This is a genomic window from Solimonas fluminis (assembly GCF_002930645.1).
GTDB lineage: Bacteria > Pseudomonadota > Gammaproteobacteria > Nevskiales > Nevskiaceae > Solimonas_A > Solimonas_A fluminis.
The window spans coordinates 87,733-106,228 of sequence record NZ_PSNW01000010.1; the positions used below are offsets into that span (position 1 = coordinate 87,733).

At 63.3% G+C, this 18,496-nt stretch carries 25 protein-coding genes; 17 read left to right on the forward strand and 8 right to left on the reverse strand.

From position 1 onward, the window contains the following. The first annotated feature begins 1 nt into the window (after nucleotide 1). The 6 genes from C3942_RS16900 (at nucleotide 2) to C3942_RS16925 (ending at nucleotide 3,970) form a co-directional block, all read left to right on the forward strand. Nucleotides 2-640: a transglycosylase SLT domain-containing protein gene (locus tag C3942_RS16900; protein WP_165797499.1), complete on the forward strand. Its 639-nt coding sequence runs from the start codon at nucleotides 2-4 to the stop codon at nucleotides 638-640. After that, nucleotides 637-1,083 carry a hypothetical protein gene (locus tag C3942_RS16905; RefSeq protein WP_104231539.1) on the forward strand — a complete coding sequence of 149 codons (447 nt, stop codon included), beginning with the start codon at nucleotides 637-639 and terminating at the stop codon, nucleotides 1,081-1,083. The genes C3942_RS16900 and C3942_RS16905 overlap by 4 nt, the downstream gene beginning before the upstream one ends. After that, nucleotides 1,080-1,262, forward strand: coding sequence for a hypothetical protein (locus C3942_RS16910; RefSeq protein ID WP_104231540.1), 183 nt, complete (start codon nucleotides 1,080-1,082; stop codon nucleotides 1,260-1,262). The genes C3942_RS16905 and C3942_RS16910 overlap by 4 nt, the downstream gene beginning before the upstream one ends. After that, nucleotides 1,249-1,434 (forward strand): hypothetical protein, encoded by a 186-nt coding sequence (locus C3942_RS16915; protein ID WP_133164331.1) that lies wholly within the window; start codon nucleotides 1,249-1,251, stop codon nucleotides 1,432-1,434. The genes C3942_RS16910 and C3942_RS16915 overlap by 14 nt, the downstream gene beginning before the upstream one ends. Nucleotides 1,435-1,704: 270 nt before the next feature. Next, nucleotides 1,705-2,580, forward strand: a complete 876-nt coding sequence (locus C3942_RS16920; RefSeq protein WP_114409771.1) for a tyrosine-type recombinase/integrase — start codon at nucleotides 1,705-1,707, stop codon at nucleotides 2,578-2,580. A gap of 292 nt (nucleotides 2,581-2,872) precedes the next feature. Further along, the gene (locus tag C3942_RS16925; protein ID WP_104231543.1) at nucleotides 2,873-3,970 is read left to right on the forward strand and encodes a site-specific integrase; all 1,098 of its coding nucleotides are present in this window, start codon (nucleotides 2,873-2,875) and stop codon (nucleotides 3,968-3,970) included. A 57-nt stretch (nucleotides 3,971-4,027) separates the two neighbouring features. Here the strand turns inward: C3942_RS16925 and C3942_RS16930 are convergent, their stop codons facing one another. Next, complete coding sequence (locus C3942_RS16930; RefSeq protein WP_165797500.1) at nucleotides 4,028-4,537, reverse strand: DNA-binding protein; 510 nt, start codon at nucleotides 4,535-4,537, stop codon at nucleotides 4,028-4,030. A 222-nt stretch (nucleotides 4,538-4,759) separates the two neighbouring features. Then, nucleotides 4,760-5,764: a DNA-binding protein gene (locus C3942_RS16935; protein ID WP_133164332.1), complete on the reverse strand. Its 1,005-nt coding sequence runs from the start codon at nucleotides 5,762-5,764 to the stop codon at nucleotides 4,760-4,762. Nucleotides 5,765-6,030: 266 nt separating this feature from the next. Between C3942_RS16935 and C3942_RS16940 the strand changes: the two genes are divergently transcribed. Continuing rightward, a complete protein-coding gene (locus C3942_RS16940) occupies nucleotides 6,031-6,231 on the forward strand; it encodes an MbcA/ParS/Xre antitoxin family protein (RefSeq protein ID WP_104231546.1) in 201 nt (66 codons plus the stop codon). Between the two features lie 59 nt (nucleotides 6,232-6,290). Here C3942_RS16940 and C3942_RS16945 read toward each other — a convergent pair whose 3' ends face one another. The 3 genes from C3942_RS16945 to C3942_RS16955 form a co-directional block, all read right to left on the reverse strand. After that, the gene (locus C3942_RS16945) at nucleotides 6,291-6,629 is read right to left on the reverse strand and encodes an antitoxin Xre/MbcA/ParS toxin-binding domain-containing protein (protein WP_104231547.1); all 339 of its coding nucleotides are present in this window, start codon (nucleotides 6,627-6,629) and stop codon (nucleotides 6,291-6,293) included. 34 nt (nucleotides 6,630-6,663) lie between these two features. Next, the gene (locus tag C3942_RS16950; protein WP_104231548.1) at nucleotides 6,664-7,182 is read right to left on the reverse strand and encodes a hypothetical protein; all 519 of its coding nucleotides are present in this window, start codon (nucleotides 7,180-7,182) and stop codon (nucleotides 6,664-6,666) included. Between the two features lie 140 nt (nucleotides 7,183-7,322). Continuing rightward, nucleotides 7,323-7,817, reverse strand: coding sequence for a hypothetical protein (locus C3942_RS16955; protein ID WP_133164333.1), 495 nt, complete (start codon nucleotides 7,815-7,817; stop codon nucleotides 7,323-7,325). A gap of 700 nt (nucleotides 7,818-8,517) precedes the next feature. Between C3942_RS16955 and C3942_RS22995 the strand changes: the two genes are divergently transcribed. Continuing rightward, nucleotides 8,518-8,721 carry a helix-turn-helix domain-containing protein gene (locus C3942_RS22995; RefSeq protein ID WP_104231551.1) on the forward strand — a complete coding sequence of 68 codons (204 nt, stop codon included), beginning with the start codon at nucleotides 8,518-8,520 and terminating at the stop codon, nucleotides 8,719-8,721. Between the two features lie 518 nt (nucleotides 8,722-9,239). Here C3942_RS22995 and C3942_RS16970 read toward each other — a convergent pair. Beyond that, entirely contained in the window at nucleotides 9,240-9,809 is a 570-nt protein-coding gene (locus C3942_RS16970; RefSeq protein WP_165797501.1) for a Crp/Fnr family transcriptional regulator, read from the reverse strand. A gap of 109 nt (nucleotides 9,810-9,918) precedes the next feature. Here C3942_RS16970 and C3942_RS16975 point away from each other — a divergent pair, with 109 nt between their 5' ends. Continuing rightward, complete coding sequence (locus tag C3942_RS16975; protein WP_104231553.1) at nucleotides 9,919-10,920, forward strand: TauD/TfdA family dioxygenase; 1,002 nt, start codon at nucleotides 9,919-9,921, stop codon at nucleotides 10,918-10,920. Further along, nucleotides 10,917-12,008, forward strand: coding sequence for a flavin-containing monooxygenase (locus C3942_RS16980; protein ID WP_104231554.1), 1,092 nt, complete (start codon nucleotides 10,917-10,919; stop codon nucleotides 12,006-12,008). The genes C3942_RS16975 and C3942_RS16980 overlap by 4 nt, the downstream gene beginning before the upstream one ends. Here the strand turns inward: C3942_RS16980 and C3942_RS16985 are convergent. Together C3942_RS16985 and C3942_RS16990 are read right to left on the reverse strand one after the other, a co-directional pair. Then, nucleotides 12,005-12,745 carry a hypothetical protein gene (locus tag C3942_RS16985; protein WP_104231555.1) on the reverse strand — a complete coding sequence of 247 codons (741 nt, stop codon included), beginning with the start codon at nucleotides 12,743-12,745 and terminating at the stop codon, nucleotides 12,005-12,007. The two genes, C3942_RS16980 and C3942_RS16985, sit on opposite strands and share 4 nt — an antisense overlap. 80 nt (nucleotides 12,746-12,825) lie before the next feature. After that, complete coding sequence (locus C3942_RS16990) at nucleotides 12,826-14,979, reverse strand: PhoX family protein (protein WP_104231556.1); 2,154 nt, start codon at nucleotides 14,977-14,979, stop codon at nucleotides 12,826-12,828. Nucleotides 14,980-15,141: 162 nt separating this feature from the next. Between C3942_RS16990 and C3942_RS16995 the strand changes: the two genes are divergently transcribed. From C3942_RS16995 to C3942_RS17025, 7 genes are all read left to right on the forward strand, one after another. Then, nucleotides 15,142-15,642: an arsenate reductase ArsC gene (locus C3942_RS16995; protein WP_104231557.1), complete on the forward strand. Its 501-nt coding sequence runs from the start codon at nucleotides 15,142-15,144 to the stop codon at nucleotides 15,640-15,642. Between the two features lie 65 nt (nucleotides 15,643-15,707). Then, nucleotides 15,708-15,989, forward strand: a complete 282-nt coding sequence (locus C3942_RS17000) for a hypothetical protein (RefSeq protein WP_104231558.1) — start codon at nucleotides 15,708-15,710, stop codon at nucleotides 15,987-15,989. Between the two features lie 26 nt (nucleotides 15,990-16,015). Then, on the forward strand, nucleotides 16,016-16,405 hold the full coding sequence (locus C3942_RS17005; protein WP_104231559.1) for an ArsR/SmtB family transcription factor: 390 nt from the start codon (nucleotides 16,016-16,018) through the stop codon (nucleotides 16,403-16,405). A gap of 96 nt (nucleotides 16,406-16,501) precedes the next feature. Continuing rightward, complete coding sequence (locus tag C3942_RS17010; RefSeq protein ID WP_104231560.1) at nucleotides 16,502-16,822, forward strand: ArsR/SmtB family transcription factor; 321 nt, start codon at nucleotides 16,502-16,504, stop codon at nucleotides 16,820-16,822. 1 nt (nucleotide 16,823) lies between these two features. After that, entirely contained in the window at nucleotides 16,824-17,333 is a 510-nt protein-coding gene (locus C3942_RS17015; protein WP_104231561.1) for an ArsI/CadI family heavy metal resistance metalloenzyme, read from the forward strand. Nucleotides 17,334-17,375: 42 nt separating this feature from the next. Further along, nucleotides 17,376-18,080: an MIP/aquaporin family protein gene (locus C3942_RS17020; protein WP_165797502.1), complete on the forward strand. Its 705-nt coding sequence runs from the start codon at nucleotides 17,376-17,378 to the stop codon at nucleotides 18,078-18,080. Between the two features lie 2 nt (nucleotides 18,081-18,082). Continuing rightward, complete coding sequence (locus tag C3942_RS17025) at nucleotides 18,083-18,490, forward strand: arsenate-mycothiol transferase ArsC (protein ID WP_104231562.1); 408 nt, start codon at nucleotides 18,083-18,085, stop codon at nucleotides 18,488-18,490. The last annotated feature ends 6 nt before the right edge of the window (nucleotides 18,491-18,496 follow it).

Below are 18,496 nucleotides of genomic sequence, written 5' to 3' on the forward strand. Positions count from 1 at the left end.
CGTGCGCGGCCTGCTCGCTCTCTCGATCATCGCTGCCGCTGGCGTGGCGGCCTGGGGGATCGCCCGCCGACGAGATCTCGCCTCGTCGGCGCCGGCGAGCCCGGCCGAGCCTGCCAGCTGGGCGGCACCCCCGGCAGAAGCCGACCCCCTCACCTCGGCGCTCTACGCCGTGGAGGATCTCGTGACCGACTGGAAAGCCAAGGGCGCGAAGTACGCCTCGATCATCGCCGCCGCTGCCACCCGCCACGGCGTGCCCCCGGACCTGCTGATGCGCGTGGCGTATCAGGAAAGCCGCTTCCGCGAGGACATCATCACGGGCAAGACCCGCAGCAGCGCGGGCGCCGTGGGCATGTTCCAGTTCATGCCGGCGACGGCCCGGGATCTCGGTGTCGATCCGCTCAACGTCACCAGCGCCGCCGATGGCGCCGCCCGCTACCTCCGGCAGCTGTACCGCCAGTTCGGCAGCTGGTCCTGGGCGGTCGCGGCCTACAACGGCGGGCCCGGCAACATCAGCTACTTCCTGAAGAACGGCGCCTGGCCGAAGCGCAACGGCTCCGGCCAGATCATCGGCACCAAGGCCCGGCCCGCCGAGAACGTCAACTACGTGGCGCAGATCGGCGCCGATGTGAGCTTGGCGTGAACCTCCGCAGCGTGCCCGATCCGGTGTGGTACGCCCTGCTGGCCGCAGCGACGGCCGGCGGCGTCTACTGGCTCACGCGGCGCGCTGTGGGGTCTGTGGGCGAGAAGGTGTCCCAAGCTGGCAGCTGGGTGAACGACGCGATCATCCCCGGCCCTGATTCCCTCGGCACCTGGCTCTACGGTGTTTTCCACATGGAAGAAAACCTGCCTGCGGGGTACTCGACGCCGGCAACCCTCGCCAACGGCGGCGGTAAGGGAACGAGGTCGGCGCCTGCCGCCAATCTGCCTGGCTGGGCCGGCGGTGGGGCGCCGGCCCCGAGCCAGTCATGGACCGCTCCGCCGTCCTACGACTATGGCACCAGCGGGACCAGCGGCATCCCCTGGCGCTACGAATCCAAGCCGCTTCCTGATCCCTTCAACTTCAGCCTGGACTACATCCGATGACCCGACTCTTCACCGTCCTCAAGGGCTCCACGATCCTCGGCGCCGTGGGAACCTCGGCCTCCGTGGCCCCGCCGACCGATATCGTCAACGCCGTGGCGCAGCTGCTGCTGGCCGCCATCGGCTTCTGGGACTTGATCAAGCCGCTGGTGCAGCGCAAGGGCGCCCATGACGTTGGCTGATGGCCTGGACCTGCTGCTGCGCTTCCTGGCCACCGCCGCCGCCCTCGGCGTCGGCTATGGCGCCATCCGCGCCGACCTGAAGAACCTGCACAGCCAGGTCGAACAGGTGAAGGAAACTGCCGACACCGCCCACCGCCGCATCGACTCCCTGTTGATGCGGCGCGTGAAGTAGCTCCAGCTGGCATCGCCGCGCCCGACGGTGTGCCCGGGCGAATCGCTGGATTAGGCGATGCTCGATCGAACTGACGACAAAATCACAGTTCCAGCAGCAGACGCCCTTTAGGGGTGGTTCGCACCCTCCCGGCTTCCCCGGTACGCTCCCTCCATGGGAGAACAAAAACAGCAGCCGGCTCGGGCCTCCCGGCGCCGAGGGGCCCTGCGGACCGCCCCGATACCCCTTCCAATTCCTGCAGCACCGCCGTCCCCGACGTGGGAGGACGCGGTGCGTCGGTGGGCCCTGCAGGGCCAGCACCGCGCCGAGGGCACCGTCCGCCGCGAGCGGGGCATCCTGGCATGGCTGCGGCCGCACCTCGCCGGCTTCCGCCTGGTGGATATCAGCCGGCACACCATCGACGCGATTCGCGCCGCCAAGCTTGAGGAAGGCGCCGGACCTCGCAGCGCCAACTATGTCGCCGGCATCGTTCAGACGATCATGGCTGCCGCAGCTGATTGGGGATGGATCGAGCGGGCACCGAGAATCAAGCCGCTAAAGCTGCCGCCGGCCCGGGTGCGCTGGCTGACGCGAGAAGAGGCCAACGCCCTGTTGGACCAGCTGCGCCAGCCGCTGCGGGACATGGCCGAGCTCACGCTGTTGACCGGCCTGCGCTGGAGCAATGTCTCGGGCCTGAAGTGGACCCACGTCGATCTGCGGGCCGGCCTGATCGCGGTCAGCGCGAGGGAGATGAAGGGCAGGGCGGGTTTGTGCCTGCCCATCACGCCGCGCCTGCGGCGGATCTTGGACGGTCGGCGCGGCCAGCATGCTACGTGGGTGTTCAGCACCGCAGGGAAGCGCCTGCAGCGCCCTCCGCATGAGACGTGGTACGGCGCCCTACGGCGCCTGGGCCTCGAGGACTTCCGCTGGCACGATCTGCGGCACACCTGGGCCAGTTGGCACGCGCAGCGAGGGACGCCGATGCTGGTCCTGCAGCAGGCCGGTGGGTGGAAATCGGCGTCGATGGTGAACCGCTACGCCCACCTCGACACCCGGACCCTGGCGGTCCATGCCACTGCCTTTGAGGCCGAATTAGGCCCGGAATTTGCGCAAAACGGGGTTCAGGGCGAGCTATTCACCAGCAATCCGCATCCGGACGCTTTATAATTTATCTGCAGTTGTGGAGGCGTGTAGCGGCGCGGAATTCTTCGGATTTTGCGGCGCCGGAAGCGGCGGGATGGGCTACGATCTGCCTGCAAATCCGCGTACGCCGGTTCAATTCCGACCCTGGCCTCCATTACCTTTACCCGTTTTCCCTCTCTAAATCAGTGACTTGGCCTCAGTCGTCGATCGGCTGGCCATTACTGTGTCGACTTTCTGGCCGTTTATTCCGAGCTGTTTTGGCCGGTTTGATCGTTTCGTTGCCCTGCGGATACCCGCTTTCCATTGGAGAGCGAGCGTGGCGCGAAAGAAGACGGGAAGCATTAGGCATCGGGGGCCGCTGCAGTTCCGAGCGGCGGTCACGGTCGGCGGGCGGGAGAAGAGCAAGACGTTCTCGACCGCCGGGGAAGCTGAAGCCTGGATCCAGGGGTTATTGAAAGCGGATGCGGCGAATGCCGCCAACGCTTGGCTTGCCTCCCAGGAAGTAACGCTTCGCGCCGGGTTCAAGCGCTATCTGGCTGAAATCACGCCGCAAAAAAAATCGGCTGCAAGCGAAAAGCGCCTCATCGAGGCATTTCTAGCGCGGGAAGCCGTGTTGTGCGAGAAGCCGCTTTGCGACATCGCGCCGTCTGACATGAAAGCGCTTGTACAACGTCGCATGAAACCCTCCGATCCGGTCGAAAAGCCGATCACCGGCTCCACGATGAATCGCGAGTTGGCTCGCATCAGCCATCTGTACACCGTGGCCGTCGCTGAGTGGGAATACGTCGGCCTCGTCAATCCAATCACGCGGGGCATCCGTCGCCGGGAAAACAAGCCTAGGGAGAGGCGGCTGGAGATCGGGGAGGAGGAGAAACTCCTTGAGGCGGCTCGGTCCTACGAACTCGACTGCGCGCCAGAAATTCCGATCTCCGCAGTGATCCGGTTTGCACTGGGGAGCAGCATGCGGCTGAGTGAGATTGGCAGATGCGAATGGAAGCACGTCGATCTAGAGCAAGCGACCATTTTACTTCCCGCTACAAAGAACGGAAGCGCGCGCACGGTGGCATTGTGGCCGCACCTTGTGCGGTTGCTCTCAACACTTGCACGCCGGAACGACGGTTTGGTCTTCGGCCCCACGGAATCGATTCGGCTAATGTTCACGCGGGTAATGGCCCGAACTGACATTAAAGGGCTGCGCTTTCACGACTTGCGGCACGAGGCGATCAGCCGCTTCTTTGAGAGGACGAGCCTCTCGGACATGGAGATCGCCGCGATCTCCGGCCACAAGACCCTGAGCATGCTCAAGCGATACGCTCACCTGCGAGCGAATAAATTGGCCATGAAGCTGGCTACGTCCGAGGCCGCGGAGCCGCTGCCATTGACTACAGTGATGGGTGGCTCGCCCGTTCACTGATTGTGTATCGGCAATCAGTAGGGTCTTAGAGGGCGGTTAATCGACGTTACTTCCCCCTCATGGTGAAACTGGCTCAGAGCTGGATGCCTTGGGCTTCGACTCGAGCTCGGCCCTGAGGCGCTGAATCTCGGATGCCTGTTGGCTGATGAGTTTCTCGCCGGCGGACGCGCGATCCGCTACCTCCTGGTATTCGACAAGCAGCAACTGGAGAGCTTCTTCGCGCTCTGAGTCCCGCGCTGATTTCTCAACGTAGGCTTCAAGATGAGACCTATTTGTTGATTGCTCCTTTATTTTCATGGCCAGAATTTCAGCTGATGCTGCATTCCGAGTATCTTCTTCCAATTTTATGACCATTCGCCAGACCAGTTGCTCAATGAGGTCTCGGATCAACTCCGCGTTTCCAGCTTTCATGTGAACTAATAGGAGCACTTTCCTGCGAATTTCTTCACGGCACTCATGCATCCATTGAAGAATCGTCGAATTACTTCCTCTCTTTCCCACATGTTCGCGAACGGCAGAAATGGTCAGGGCGCGATTCTGCACCATTAGATCGAACACGGCGTTCATTACGGCTTCTTTCGACACTTCAGCGGGCCTGCCCATCTCGTACCTTCCGAATGCTTACGTACAATGCTTGTACGTAAGCGCGGTATCCGCGGTCTTAGAAACCCTCACGCCCCGTTTTGCTAGGGTGGAGACTGGTAATCCGGCGAAGCCAGCGCCACGGCAAAGGCATGAATGACCTGCGGTGGAAGCGGACGACCCGGGATTAAGGTCTTTCGACGACGATCAGAGCCTGGTACGCAGTTCCCGCTCGCGAGTGGCCAGATCCTCCGCGCGCGCCACGGCGGCGGTCGCCCTTTCCACAGCGGTATCGCGCTCGCGCTCCGCGGCATGCCGCAAGGCCCGCTCGGACTCCAAGCCCTTCTGCAGCGTGGCCCGCTCCGCTTCCGCGGCCTGGACACGGCCTACGAGATCCGAGAGGCGATCCTGCAGGGCCTCCAATGCGGCAGTCGCGGCGGCCCGATCCTTGTCGCTGGCCACCCGGCTGGTTCTCTCGGCCTCGACCTCGGCGCGCCGGGCATCGATGTCCTGCCGCAGCGCCTGGATCAAATCCTCGTTGCCAGACATCTGGAGGCGGGCCCGGGCCAGGTTCACCCGGCCCTGCTCAGCGGCGGCGCGCTCCTCATCGAGCCGCTCTTGCAGCTTCTCGGCGTGGGCGCGCAACTGCCCCGCTTCCCCGGCCATGCGCTCGCGCTCCACCTCCGCCGCGCGCAGATTGGACGTGGCGGTCTCGACCTCGGCGGTCAACCGCTCGGCTTCCCGGAGCAGGTCTTCAACCTCCTCGCGGGCAACCTCCAGCTCCGCAGCGGACTTCGCGACCGCATCTCTGCGGTGCTTGGTGACCTCTTCACGCAGGAGCTTCAGGAGCGCTGGCGTCAGCTCGGCCGATTCTGCCTCGTCTGCAGAGACCGCTTGTTCCCGGTATTTCTGCAGGTGCTGCTGGATGGAGACCCAGCCCTGCTTGATCACGGCGTGCACCGTCCGGACTGACACCCTCTCGCCCTTGCGCTTCAGTTCCTCCACAACCTGAACCACCAACTCATAAGAAACACTCATGTGCACCTCCGTGACAGAGGCCATAACGTTATGGATCACGTTATGGCCGATAACGTTATGGCCATTGCCATCACAGCCCTGCGGTATCCGCCGCGTCTGGATATGTAGTGGCACCAGTGCGGGGCTCAGTTGCCCCGCACCTGGCATGGCCACAACGCCGATCCGGGCGAGCACGGGTCCAGCCCCGCAGGCCGGCAACGCCGGCGATGCCCCGGCGTCGATGCGGCGCGGCCGTAGGCGCCGCTCGTCGGTGGGGCGTCGGGCTGGAAGCGCGCACAAGCACGGAGCGAACGGCGGCTCCGGTGGGAGAAACGCTCAGGCGGAGGGATGACGAGATGCAGAACGCTTACTGAACCCAGCGGCGTCGGGGCGAAACCCGCATCCGCTTCGTTTGTTGGTTCAGGCTGGCGTGCGCGGAGCGGCCAGGTACACAATCAGGAATGACCAAGCCCACCCATTGGAACGACGCCTTGGCCGAAGCCCTCAATGTCTTCGAGGACGCGCAGTACGCGGCCCGGTGGCTTGAAACGCCCAACGTTGCATTGGGCGGGGCAGCACCGAGGGATTTGCTAGACACGGAGAGCGGATGGCAGGTCGTGAAGCGAGCGCTTGCCGCCGTGGAATACGGCCATCCCCTCTAAAGCAGACTCCTGGCTGCGGCCCCGGGCTTCTTGTGTGCTGGCACTGGGCTCGGCCGCGCTCAAGTGTCGATGTTCTTCTGAAGCCGTACCAGCTCGGCCAGGGCTCTGGAAAAGCCGTCGCACTCGGCGAGCAAGTCTAGGGGGCGTACAAAACCGAGCGCCTGACACTCCCGTGTCAACCATGCCTGGGCGGCCTGAAGATCCCGGAACACGGTCATGGCGCACGACATTGCGGCTACAACCAGAAGATCGTCTGCCGGTTGTGCCTTGGGAAGGCTCGTGCCGGCATGAAGCTTCTCTTTCTCGGATGCCCAACGACCGCGCTCTTCGGAGGCCTCGCGGAGTTGGTCCATGAGGTCCAGGACCAATCCTGGCCGAGCCATCGCCTTGACCTTCACGAGCTGTTCTCCGGAAAGCTAGGGGCGGAGCCGACTACTTCCGGAGCGCCGCCTTTGAAGCGTCGCGGATCATCCGGATCGCTCGGGCGATGCGACGACCTCGCCTTAGCATCCAACTGCCGGCCAGGAAGATGCCAAGGGTGGGAAGCACGGTTGCGAGAGCAACCAAAGTGCCAGAACGGGCGATCTCTTCAGGGCTGCTAAGCAGCAGGACCAGCAGGTTGGATAGCAAGCCGATGCCGCTGAGGACCAGCGCCAGTACGCCGCCGAGGATCCAAAGGAAGGGCCCTTGATCCACATTGCCCACGCCGCGGGTGACGTTGATATAGCAGATTGCCCGCATGATCCCCGTGCGGTCAGGTTCCCCAACCAGCACTACATCATCGCCTGCGTATACCACTGGCGGCTGGCGACCAACGATTTGCACCTGACGGCCGCTGAGAGAAAAGACCGCAATGAATCGCGTAAAGACGGCCAGCGAGTCCCCACTGCCACTGCTGGAAACGCGGCTCGTCGCATGGACGTCCAGTGCTTTTCCCCTGAGCAATTCCATAGATTCCCCAAATGATCTTCGAGAAGCAGCAGGACGCTTGACGGGAACGGCAGCCTTGACCGGCGGCTAGAGCCCGTGACTCGCGAGCTGAGGCGCCACTAACCGCCCATGCTCAGATGTTTGCCGTGCTCGATCGCCAACTACTGAACGGACGGCTTCCCCCCAACCATGGGCGGATGCAGGAACTCCGGGATCACGATGTTCATGACCACCGGGTTGGGGTGAAACAGGTAAATGCCACGGATGCCGCAGACGAAGTAGAGGTGCTTCAAGGCTTCATCATCGAGCGGAAAACCCTGGATGCCATGATCCCCCAGCGTCAGATCGTGGGTGAAGCACACCAGTTCCTCAGGGGTGGAACACCAAATCGCCTCTTCCGCATGCGTAGAGTTGGGGAGCCACACCAGCCCCTCACAGTATTGGCCGCTGGTCTGCTCGGCGTATTCCAGGGCAGTTTCGAACGGCGTGGCGGTCGGCTCGTACACCCGAGTCCCTTCCCACGGCCGACGATTTTCATGGATCGCACCCCACCAGCGGCGTCGAACGAGATCCGGATTTCCCAACCGGTTTCCGTTCGCGATGTGGATAAGGTGCTTGTCGTACCGGCCTACCGGGCGATCCGCAGGCCTTTGCATTCTTGGGTCCATAGAGATTCTCTTTGAGAGGTCAGTGACGCTGGTGGGCGGAGTTCACCCGGGCGATAACGGCGGCGGATCCTCTGAAGTCCACCCGCACGTCGCGCATGCGATTGGCGTCGGGAAATCCCACGCGGAAGGTCACGGCCTCATTGCGAAGAGCGAGTTGGCCCATGATGTCAGTTCGCTCGATTAGGTATACCCACGTACCTGGCAGAGCGGGGTTCGGGCCCCCGCACCGCAGAAAGCTGCCCGGGGAACCTTTGCCGGTGGTGACCGTCAACGCCGGTGCCGTCACGGTCGCTAAGGCCGTTTCACCCGGCCGGCACTCCAGTGCAATTGCGAAAGACCAGGTGCAGGACATCCCGTCGATACAGGAGTAGGAGGCGATCTCTGTCACCCCGGCAACGCCCGAGGAAACCGGGGCAGCAGCCAAGTGCATCCTGTTTGGTGGCGAAGCAGCGAACTCCCACGCCGGGGCGGCATGTGCCTGGAGAGCCGCGCCAAGACATGCCAAAACGGTCCCCAAGACCCGCATCCCACGCATTCCTTCCTCCCAAGAATCTCCCAAAAAGGGAGCCGGGGGGTATCAAATCATTTTCATTGCTATATAGCAATAGACCATTGCTTCATCTGGAACGACGCTTTCCAGATGCCTGCTCCTCGCTTAAACCCCCATCCGATTAATTCCGTTCTGGGGATGTGCGTTCGCTTAGAGCGGACGCGATGCGGCTATTCCCAGGAGGAACTGGGTCAGAAGATCGGGCGTGATCAGGCGCTCATCAGTGAAATCGAAGGCGCTAAGCGTTCGGTGACCTTGGACGTAATCGGCCGCCTGGCAGATGCCCTGGGGGTACGCCCCGCAGATTTATTGGACGAAAAGTTTGGACGAAGATCAAAGTAGGAAGACCTAACTAAGAGGTTTGGTCCGATTGCTCGAGGATTCGAGGGCGAATGAAGGCAGGCGCCAGTCGGACGGAGAATTCCGAACAGGGCATATCGCGCTGCCGAACTTGCTAGAAGCAAAGATCGCTTAGGTCAGCCAAGGGTGGAATTACAGAATCTGGAAGTATTGGCTGCCAATTTACGATAACGGCTATTATCATAAGTGTAACAGTGCGTGCTCCTGCTCAATTTAAAAGTCTATTAAAAACAACATATTGTTGGGCGACCTCCAGGATTTAGAGGGCCAAGACAGGCAAGATCTGGCTCCGTTTAGGTATTACGTTTAGCCTTGATATCAGGCATTACACTAAATCCTGAATTATTGAAGCTCGCGCTAATTTGACCGCTGCCCCTTCGGAATGACGCTTCTTCACCTCCGACCTCATGGGGTCTTGGTGCGGATTCCAAATCACCGTGCTACTCAATTTCGGGGTAACTCCGCCGTCGAAAAACATTCAGTGGACGGCGAGGCGTGGCCTAGGCAGCACCAAGGGTACGGCGCACTCGACTCAGGTGGACTGGCGTAACCCCGAGATACGAGGCAACGATTTCCTGCGCGACCATGGCCTCGATGTGGCCGTGGTGCTTCTGGAACCATCGATACCGATCCTCGGCATCCAGCATGAGCAGCGTGTACTCGCGTTCCGATTTTTGCCGGTATAGATGCTCCATCACCGTAATGAAGAATCCGGCCCAGGCCAAGTCATTCGTGGTGAGGCTTCTCAGCTTGGCATAGGGTAGGCAAAGGACCACGCTGGGCGTCAGCGACCGGATCGTGGCGCGCGCCGGCCCTTTGCGGACCAGGTCTTCCATCGAACCAACGACGTCGCCCTCGCTGGCCAGCCATTTCGCCTTTCTCTTGCCGTCGATGCCAACGTAGAACTCGCCGATCACGCCCTCGAGGACGATGCCGGCGACCTGTGCTTCCTCGCCGGCCTCCAGAAGTGCCTCACCCTTGGACAGACCACGCTCGCTGGCGATCTCGACCAATGCGGTGACGTCTGGTGCCAACCTTCCCGTGTGCCGGGCGACCAGATCTCGCAGCACGGCTATGGATCGCTCCGAGCACCCCATGGGTCTCTTCTCCAACATATGTTAACGACGCCAAGACTAGTGGCTGCCACGATTCCTCGCCATTCCAACCGGAGACGTGAAGATGAGTCCCGAAGCCACTGTCAGGCGATTCCCCAATGCCGCTTGGCGCGGCCCCGAACTGGGCGACTCCGCCCGTTGGGTTACCGTTCTGACGCCAGCACAGCGGGCCGCAATCGCGGAGTTGGGGCTGAGCCTGGAGTCCAGGGGCATTTCCGAGATGGAGGCCCACAAACCAAGCTCCAGCGAAGCGGGCCAATGGGCCATCCTGCAGGATGCGATGCGTGATGTACGCAAGGAGCTTCGGGAAGGGCGTGGCTTCGTGCTGATGCGAGGATTTCCGGTGTCCGAGCTGTCCCCCCAAGCCACGAAGCTGGCCTACGCCGCACTGGGTTCAATGCTGGGTGCGGCGATGCCTCAGAACAAGCGAGGCGAACTGATCCACGACGTGCGGGATACCGGCGCCAGCAAGGTCGATCCGAACGTGCGCCTATCGATCACCAATGCGGAGCAGGACTTCCACACCGACGCAGCCGATCTGATCGGCCTGCTGTGTCTCCAGAAGTCCAAGTCGGGCGGCGTCAGTCGCATCGTCAGCTCGGTGACGGTGTACAACGAGGTCGCTGCGGTTCGCACTGACTTGGCGGCGCTGCTCTTCGAGCCCTGGTATTTCCACATGAAGGGGGAGCAGGCAGCAGGCGCCTTGCCCTATTTCCAGCTGCCCATCGCCCATGACATTGGCGGCCGGCTCTCCAGCTTCTTCATCGCCTGGTACATCCGGCACGCAGAGCAGCTCGAAGGCGTGCCGCCGCTGACGCCGGCTCAGCAGGAAGCGCTGGACCTCTACGAGGCTACCGCGAACCGCGCCGACCTATACCTGGACATGCACTTCGAGCCGGGCGACATTCAGTGGCTCAAGAACTCCGTGATCCTGCATAAGCGCAGCGAATACGAGGACTGGCCGGAACCGGAGCGCAAGCGGCATCTGCTCCGGCTGTGGCTGGCGGCGCCGGATTTCCAGGACGGCATCGTGGCGCTGAGGCAGGGTCACAAGGTGGCGGCATGAGCATCGACGTTCTGGTGATCGGCGCCGGTCAGGCCGGCCTGGCAGCCGCATGGCACCTGCAACGCGCGGGCGTTCCCTTCCGCATCGTCGAAGCCTCCACCCAGGTCGGCGGCTCCTGGCGGCACTACTACGACAGCCTGACGCTGTTTTCCCCGGCGGGGTACTCCAGTCTTCCCGGGATGCCGTTTCCGGGAGACCCAGAGCGATACCCCGTCCGGGACGAGGTTACGGGCTACCTGGAGGCCTATGCCGCCCGCTACGAGCTGCCGGTCGAATTCGGTCGAAGGGTCGCCAGCGTTGGCCGCCTGGACGCAGGTTTTGCATCCAAACTGGCGGATGGCGAGATCATCCATTCCCGAGCCGTTGTAGCCGCCTCAGGCGCCTTTGCGCGGCCCTACATGCCCCCAATCGATGGACTGGAGAGCTTCCGGGGGCGGGTGCTTCACGCAGCGCAGTACCGGTCGCCGGAAGGCTTCGAGGGCCAGCGCATCGTCGTGGTAGGCGGCGCCAATTCGGCGGTGCAGATCGCCGCAGAACTCGCGTCGAGGGCTACCGTCACCCTGGCGTCACGCCGTCCCATCCGGTTTGCCCCGCAACGTGTTCTCGGCAAGGACTTCCATTTCTGGCTGAATCTGACCGGCTTGGACCGGACCCGGTGGCTGGACGACCAGAGCACACCGGTTCTGGATACGGGCAAGTACCGCGGCGCCATCAAGTCCGGGCATCCCGACCAGCGTGGGATGTTTCTGAAAGTCGACTCAACCGGTGTTGAATGGTCCCCGGGCCAGCATGAGCCCGTTGACGTTCTGCTGTTCGCTACCGGCTACCGCCCTCAGGTGCCCTACTTGGACAGCCTGGGCGCTATCGATGCCGAGGGGCGACTGCTACAGCGCAAGGGCGTCAGTACGACCGTTCCGGGCCTGTACTACGTGGGATTCCCGAAGCAGCGCAACTTCGCTTCCGCCACGCTGCGCGGCGTGGGTCCGGACGCGGAGGTGGTCGTGCGCTCCCTGCGAGCGCAGCTCGCACCGGGGACTTCGCGGCATCAGCGCGAGCACCGCCGAATCTGCTGTGAGCCAGCCACCTAGATAGCGCGGCGCCCGCCCTGGAGGAATTCAGTAAACGCCCCAAGGCCGATGCGGTGCGTCGGCATCTGGCGGACATAGGTGTCGATAAGCTCCTCGCAGGGGTCTCGGTCGTGAAGGTACTGGAGAAACTCGAAGGCGATCGTAATGAGCCGATGGATCGTTCTTGATCGCAAATGGCGGCGATTCAGTTCTGCGTGATAAGCCAGCAGCACGGCATAAGAGCGATGATCCTGGCGTTGAGCCAGGAGGCGGTCGGCACTTCGGGTAACGCGCAGGTCGGCGATGGCCTCCCGCGACGGCACCGTGTAGCCGATCTCTTTCAGGAATTCGAGATAGACCCTGCTGTGCTTGAGCATCTGCGCATCGCAGCGGGACAAGAGGCCCGTTGCTGTCACGTCCAGACAGTTCGCAAACGTCGTGTCCAGGACCTGGAAAAATCGTAGGTGGCGCGGCAGTCGTCGGACGACCAATCTCGCGTCCTGTCGCTCAAGCTCCCGAGCCACGAAGTGTGAGAACATCAGCCGTACCCACCCCTGGTCGATCTGGGTGCAACAGGCCTGGACCAGGTCCTGGACCTGCTGGAACCACGCCCGCTTTCGGCAGGCGACCGCTTCCTCGACGTTCAGGTGATCGATACATGGCCGGCAGACAGGGTTGCCCTTCGCCGCGCGGCCAAAGACCAGCCGCGGCTCGCCGCAGACAGAGCAGGGAACCTTGTCTCGGGAGGACCGACGCATCGACTTCGACTAATGCAAGAGCTTCCCCTGGACCGGGAGGGGCCGTCACCCCAACCCGATCCAGGAGTCACCCTCAAGCCTCAGACACCAATCGGGCCGCCATCGTTCTTCGTGATGACGATCGTGGCGGTGCGGGGGCGCGTGATGGCCGTGCCGGTGACCGTGGCATCGTCGGTGGTCATCGACGGCCAGTTGCTCTGGAACGTGGTGAGCGTGCCGGACTCGCCCGGGTGCTGGATGTTGACGAACATGGTCTTGTAGTCCGGGGTCATGTCCACACCCGTGATCTCGCAGCCCGGCGTGCCGACCAGGAAGCGACGCACCAGGTCCGGCGTGGCCGCCTTGCCGGCGAAGGTCTTCTGGGCGCCGACCATTTTCTGGCCGCCATCGCCCACCTTACCCGGCACCGCCGCGAGCATCATGCAGTTGGTGACATCGGTGTAAGCGCCGTCGTCCGTCTGGATCCAGAGGATGCCGCGATTGTCGAACCAGAGACCATCCGGGCTGGAGAAGTCGTTCTCGGCCGTTAGTCCCGACAAGTTAACCGTGGCCGCCGGAGCATCGGCCTGGGCGCCGAACAGGTAGACGTCCCAGGTGAAGGTCGTCGCCGCAGCGTCGCCGGAGCTGTCGGCCAGGCGGATGATGTGCCCGTTGACGTTGCCGCGCTGGGTGGCAGCGCCCTTGGGGTCTTCGTAGCTGCGGGGGTTGGCGGCATCCACGGCCGGGCCGCCGGTGCCACGGCTGCTGTTGTTGGTCAGCGTCAGGTAGAACTCGCCGGTCTTCGGATTGACTCCACCCCACTCGGGACGGTCCATCTTCGTGGCGCCTGCCAGGTCAGCCGCCGTGCGGGTGTTGACGATGATCTCCGCCAGGCCGGAGAACTTGCCGGACAGCGCCGCGTTGTCCGGGGTCAGCGCCAGCCACTCGCCGGTGCCGTCGTCCTTGAAGCGCGCGGCGTACAGCACGCCGGAATCCAGGTACTTGCCGCCCATCGCCGGGCCCTTGGTGGCATCCGCCGGGTCCCAGTTCGCGGCGGAAACGAACTTGTAGGCGTACTCGTTGCGCGAGTCGTCGCCCATGTAGACCACGACCGGCCGTCCGGCCTTCACCGGGGCAAACCAGGAACCCTCGTGCGATGTGCGGCCCAGCGCGGTGCGCTTGCGCGGCGTGAAGGTCGGGTCGTAGGGATCGAGTTCCACGACGTAGCCGAAGTGGTTCGGTTCGTTGCGGAAATCCTCGGCGGCGCTGGCGCCGGTGATCGTCACATTGAAGCGCTTCTGCAGGTCGGTGCCATCGACCGGCGTGTCCCAGCCACGGTAGTTGAAGCCCTTGCTGTTCGGGGTGATGGCGTAGCGGGCAAAGGCCTGCGTGCGGACCGCATCGCTCTGCGCCGCGTCGTTGCCGCGGTTGAAGTAGGCGTTCCAGTTCTCCTCGCCTGTGAGGAAGGTGCCCCAGGGCGTCACACCGTGGCCGCAGTTGTTCATGGTGCCGAAGCAGGTGCGGCCGTTGGGCGAGAGCTTGGTCACGGCGAACACGCTGCCGGCGACGGGGCCGGTCAGGGCCATTTCGCTGTTGATGTGCCAGCGCTTGTTGAGGGCGGCGGACTTGTCGATCGCCCACTTCGTGGCACCCTTCTTGACCTTGATGACGGAAACGCCGTGAGCATGCTGGTCCTTGAGGACTTCGGCCAGCGGGCGCGGTCCGGTGGCGCCGGTGCGGTCCGGGGTGGGGCCGGCAGCGTGCAGGTAGATGTCCGTCAGAGCCTCGTGATTCATCGCCAGGATGCCTTCCGTCGAACTGGTCGAGCCCTTGGGGAAGGGGAAATAGGCCAGGGCGTCGTGATGGTCGCCAGCGCGCTTGTCGAAGTCACCCTGCGTGCCATCGTTGGTGTAGGCCGCCACGCCTTCCACGAGGGGGTCGCCCAGCGCGAACAGCACGTATGCGGAGTAGCCGGCCGGCACCGTTACCTTGTCAGCGAGGTTCTTGGGGACAGCCGTGAAGCCCAGCGGCGGGGTGGCCGCCGGAGTGCCCGTGTCGCCGGATTCGTCGTCATTGCTGTCGCAGCCGACCAGGCCGGTGCCGGTGAAGACCGCCGTGGTGGCAGCCAGGCCACCCAGCAGCGTCTTGCGGCGGGTCAGGCGGGCCGCCAGCAGCGATTCGAGCGTGGGATTGTTGGAGGTGTTGCTGCCGACGTCATCGGGATCGATGCCGTGTTTCACGAGGTCTGAGGTCATGTCCGGGTCCTTGCGGTGGCTGGGAAATAGCAGGCCGACGTTAGGAGCGGCTCATTGCACCGAGCGGAATCTTCCGTGAATTAATTTAGACAGTTTTGGAAATATTGACAGTAACTATTATTCGACCATAATCGAATAGTTAAACCACCGCCCGAGCACTCCATGGCCCATCGCAAGTTCAACGTCCTGTTCCTCTGCACCGGCAATTCGGCCCGGTCGATCCTGGCGGAGGCCGCCATGAACAACCTGGCGATCAGCAACGGCAAGTTCGTCGGCTACAGTGCTGGCAGCCACCCCAAGGGGGAGCCCAATCCGTTTGCCATCGAGCTCCTGAAACGCAGCCATATCTCGACCGAGGGCCTGCGCAGCAAGAGCTGGGACGAGTTCGCTGCACCCGGGGCGCCCGAGCTGGACTTCGTGTTCACGGTCTGCGATCAGGCTGCCGGCGAGCAATGCCCGTACTGGCCGGGCCAGCCGATGACCGCACATTGGGGCACACCAGACCCTGCGGCCGTCGAAGGCACTGACGAAGAGAAACGTCACGCCTTCGCCGATGCGTTCATCGTCCTGCGCCGCCGCATCGAGCTTTTCGCCAGCCTGCCCTTCGACAAGCTGGACCGTCTGGCCCTGCAGAAGCAACTCAAGGACATCGGAACGAAGTAAAACCTTCGTCGGCATGTCACCGACGTTGGTCACCATTGACTCTCCACCCCACAATGGAGAGAGCCATGTCCCCGATTCGCATCACCGCCGCTGCCCTCGTATTCGCCCTGCTGGCCCCGGTTGCCGCAGCCAAGGAAGCAAGCGCCCAGCACAGCAAGGAAGGCTTCATCACCTTCGTTGAGGATGGGCGCCTCTGGGTTTTCAAGGTAGGATCGCAGGAAGCTGAGGATTTCAAGGCGCACGGCGAGCCGACCAAGATGGCGACCAAGGTTGGCGCCGGTCCTGGCGGCATGACGGTCAAGTCCGCCGACCTGGAAACCCTCGACGCTTACCTGACGGCTCCCTGAGGATTCCTGTGGCGACCAAAAGTACGATGGACACAAAGGCGGCTTTGAAGGCGCTCGCGGGCTTGGCCCAGGAGTCGCGGCTTGCCATCGTGCGCAACCTGGTCGAGCGCGGGGCAATCGGCGCCTACGCCGGGCAGCTCGCCGAGGACCTGCAGTGCGCTCCGGCAACGCTGTCCTTCCATCTGAAGGAACTCTCTCATGCTGGGCTGATCGAGGCCCAGCATGAGGGACGTCATATCCGATACGTCGCCAGCTTCCAGGTCATGAATGGCCTGATCGAATACCTGACGCACAACTGCTGCGGCGGCCGCGCGGACTGTTTCCCGGGCAGCGCCTGCGAAAGCATCCCCAAGCCGAAGCCCAAGCGCGCTGCTGCGGCCCGCAAGGTTGCCGCGCCGCGCCGCAGGGCCGGATAGTCCTCCAGGAAGGTCCCCGATCCCTGCGGGCACCTGTCATATTCGATATTTCTCGAACTATTGACATTGAAACAATGATTCGACAACAATCGAATCATGAAACCCGAATCCGCCGTGACGCTCCTGGCTGCCCTGGCGCAGAACTCGCGCTTGGCGCTGTTCCGCCTGTTGGTCCAGAAAGGTCCTGAGGGCATGCCCGCCGGCGAAATTGCCGAGCATCTGGGCGTGGCACCCAACACCCTGTCTTTCCACCTGAAGGAACTGAGCAACGCCGGCCTGCTCAAGTCCCGTCAGGAGGGGCGTTTCGTCTATTACGCCCCCGACTTCAAGGCCATGAACGGCCTGCTGGCCTATCTCACCGAAAACTGTTGCGGCGGCGTAACGACCGCGCCCTCAAACTCCTGTAAGGAATGCTGATATGAAGCGCTTTCACGTCCACGTCTCGGTCAAGGACCTGACCCAGAGCATCGGGTTCTATTCCAAGCTTTTTGGAGCAGACCCGTCGGTGATCAAGCAGGACTACGCCAAGTGGATGCTGGAAGACCCGAGGATCAACTTCGCGATCTCCCAACGCGGGCATGCTGTGGGTCTCAACCACCTGGGCTTCCAGGTCGACTCGGAGCCGGAGCTGAAGGAGCTCCGCGAGCAGGTTGCGCTGGCGGACATTGCCGCCCTGGAGCAGACGGGCGCGGCCTGTTGCTATGCCAAGTCGGACAAGTATTGGGTCGAGGATCCGCAGGGCATCGCCTGGGAAACCTTCCATTCGCTCGGTAGCATTCCCGTGTTCGGGGAGGATGAGGCCGAGCAGGTCGCAGACAGCGCCTGCTGTGTTCCCCTGGCCCAGCAGCCGATGGACAAGCCTGCCGCCGCCTGCTGCGTTCCGAACGAAAAGCCGGCCGCCTCGAAGGCCACGGCCTGCTGCGGTTGATCGTCCGACCATGAGCCAGAACACTTCTCCGGAGCCGTTCCTGTGACCACGCTGTCGCGCAAACTTGTCGCCGAGGCGGTCGGCACGGCCATGCTGCTGGCTACCGTCGTGGGCTCCGGCATCATGGCGGAGCGCCTGGCGGGCGGAAACGTCGCCATTGCGCTTCTAGCCAATACGCTCGCCACGGGCGCGGCCCTCATCGCTTTGATCCTGACCTTTGGCCCCATCTCCGGCGCCCACTTCAATCCGGCGGTCACGCTGGCTGACGCCTCGCAGCGCGGCCTGCCCTGGAGCGAGGTTCCTGGCTACATCGTGGCTCAAGTCGTCGGTGCCTTCGCGGGCGTGTTCTCGGCGCATCTCATGTTTGGGGAGCCGGTCCTGATGGTCTCGACGAAGGTCCGCGCCGGCATGCCGCAGGCCTTCAGCGAGTTCGTGGCGACCTTCGGCCTGCTGGCCGTCATCTGGGGCTGTTCGCGCCGCCGGTCCGAGTCGGTGCCTTTCGCGGTGGCGGCCTACATCACGGCGGCCTACTGGTTCACGGCATCGACCTCGTTTGCGAATCCGGCAGTGACGCTGGCGCGAGCGGCGACGGATACCTTTGCCGGCATCCGCCCGGCGGACGCGCCGATGTTCATCCTGGCGCAGTTGCTCGGCGCTCTTGCCGCGACGGCCTTGTTCCGCTGGCTGGTACCGGCGCTTCCGGCCACCGCCCCTGACGTCGTCGTCCCCCACAACGAACGGAACTGAAAGTGAAGACCGCAATTTTTGCCTGCGTCCACAACGCGGGACGCTCACAGATGGCTGCCGCCTTCTTCAACCAGTTGGCCGATCCGGCCAAGGCTCGCGCGATCTCTGCCGGGACCAATCCGGGAAACCACGTGCATCCCGAGGTGCTGGCGGTGATGAAGGAGGTTGGGATAGATCTTTCTCACGCCCAGCCCACCAAGTTGACCCCCGAACTGGCGGCAGGGGCCTCGCTGCTGGTGACGATGGGCTGCGGCGACGAGTGTCCGTATGTGCCCGGCGCCCGCCGGGACGACTGGCCGCTGCAGGACCCCAAGGGCGGCACGCCGGAACTGGTGCGCGGAATCCGCGACGACATTCGCGGCCGGGTGGCGTCACTGCTGCAGTCCGAGGGCTGGGCCCGCAATGCCTGAGGAAAA

What these genes read in the sequence shown, in the direction of transcription:
- C3942_RS16910 (WP_104231540.1), top strand. Translation starts at nt 1,080, where the DNA reads ATGACCCGACTCTTCACCGTCCTCAAGGGCTCCACGATCCTCGGCGCC.
- C3942_RS16915 (WP_133164331.1), top strand. Translation starts at nt 1,249, where the DNA reads ATGACGTTGGCTGATGGCCTGGACCTGCTGCTGCGCTTCCTGGCCACC.
- C3942_RS16930 (WP_165797500.1), bottom strand. Translation starts at nt 4,537, where the DNA reads ATGAACGCCGTGTTCGATCTAATGGTGCAGAATCGCGCCCTGACCATT.
- C3942_RS16940 (WP_104231546.1), top strand. Translation starts at nt 6,031, where the DNA reads ATGACCAAGCCCACCCATTGGAACGACGCCTTGGCCGAAGCCCTCAAT.
- C3942_RS16950 (WP_104231548.1), bottom strand. Translation starts at nt 7,182, where the DNA reads ATGGAATTGCTCAGGGGAAAAGCACTGGACGTCCATGCGACGAGCCGC.
- C3942_RS16955 (WP_133164333.1), bottom strand. Translation starts at nt 7,817, where the DNA reads ATGCAAAGGCCTGCGGATCGCCCGGTAGGCCGGTACGACAAGCACCTT.
- C3942_RS22995 (WP_104231551.1), top strand. Translation starts at nt 8,518, where the DNA reads ATGTGCGTTCGCTTAGAGCGGACGCGATGCGGCTATTCCCAGGAGGAA.
- C3942_RS16975 (WP_104231553.1), top strand. Translation starts at nt 9,919, where the DNA reads ATGAGTCCCGAAGCCACTGTCAGGCGATTCCCCAATGCCGCTTGGCGC.
- C3942_RS16980 (WP_104231554.1), top strand. Translation starts at nt 10,917, where the DNA reads ATGAGCATCGACGTTCTGGTGATCGGCGCCGGTCAGGCCGGCCTGGCA.
- C3942_RS16985 (WP_104231555.1), bottom strand. Translation starts at nt 12,745, where the DNA reads ATGCGTCGGTCCTCCCGAGACAAGGTTCCCTGCTCTGTCTGCGGCGAG.
- C3942_RS16990 (WP_104231556.1), bottom strand. Translation starts at nt 14,979, where the DNA reads ATGACCTCAGACCTCGTGAAACACGGCATCGATCCCGATGACGTCGGC.
- C3942_RS16995 (WP_104231557.1), top strand. Translation starts at nt 15,142, where the DNA reads ATGGCCCATCGCAAGTTCAACGTCCTGTTCCTCTGCACCGGCAATTCG.
- C3942_RS17000 (WP_104231558.1), top strand. Translation starts at nt 15,708, where the DNA reads ATGTCCCCGATTCGCATCACCGCCGCTGCCCTCGTATTCGCCCTGCTG.
- C3942_RS17005 (WP_104231559.1), top strand. Translation starts at nt 16,016, where the DNA reads ATGGACACAAAGGCGGCTTTGAAGGCGCTCGCGGGCTTGGCCCAGGAG.
- C3942_RS17010 (WP_104231560.1), top strand. Translation starts at nt 16,502, where the DNA reads ATGAAACCCGAATCCGCCGTGACGCTCCTGGCTGCCCTGGCGCAGAAC.
- C3942_RS17015 (WP_104231561.1), top strand. Translation starts at nt 16,824, where the DNA reads ATGAAGCGCTTTCACGTCCACGTCTCGGTCAAGGACCTGACCCAGAGC.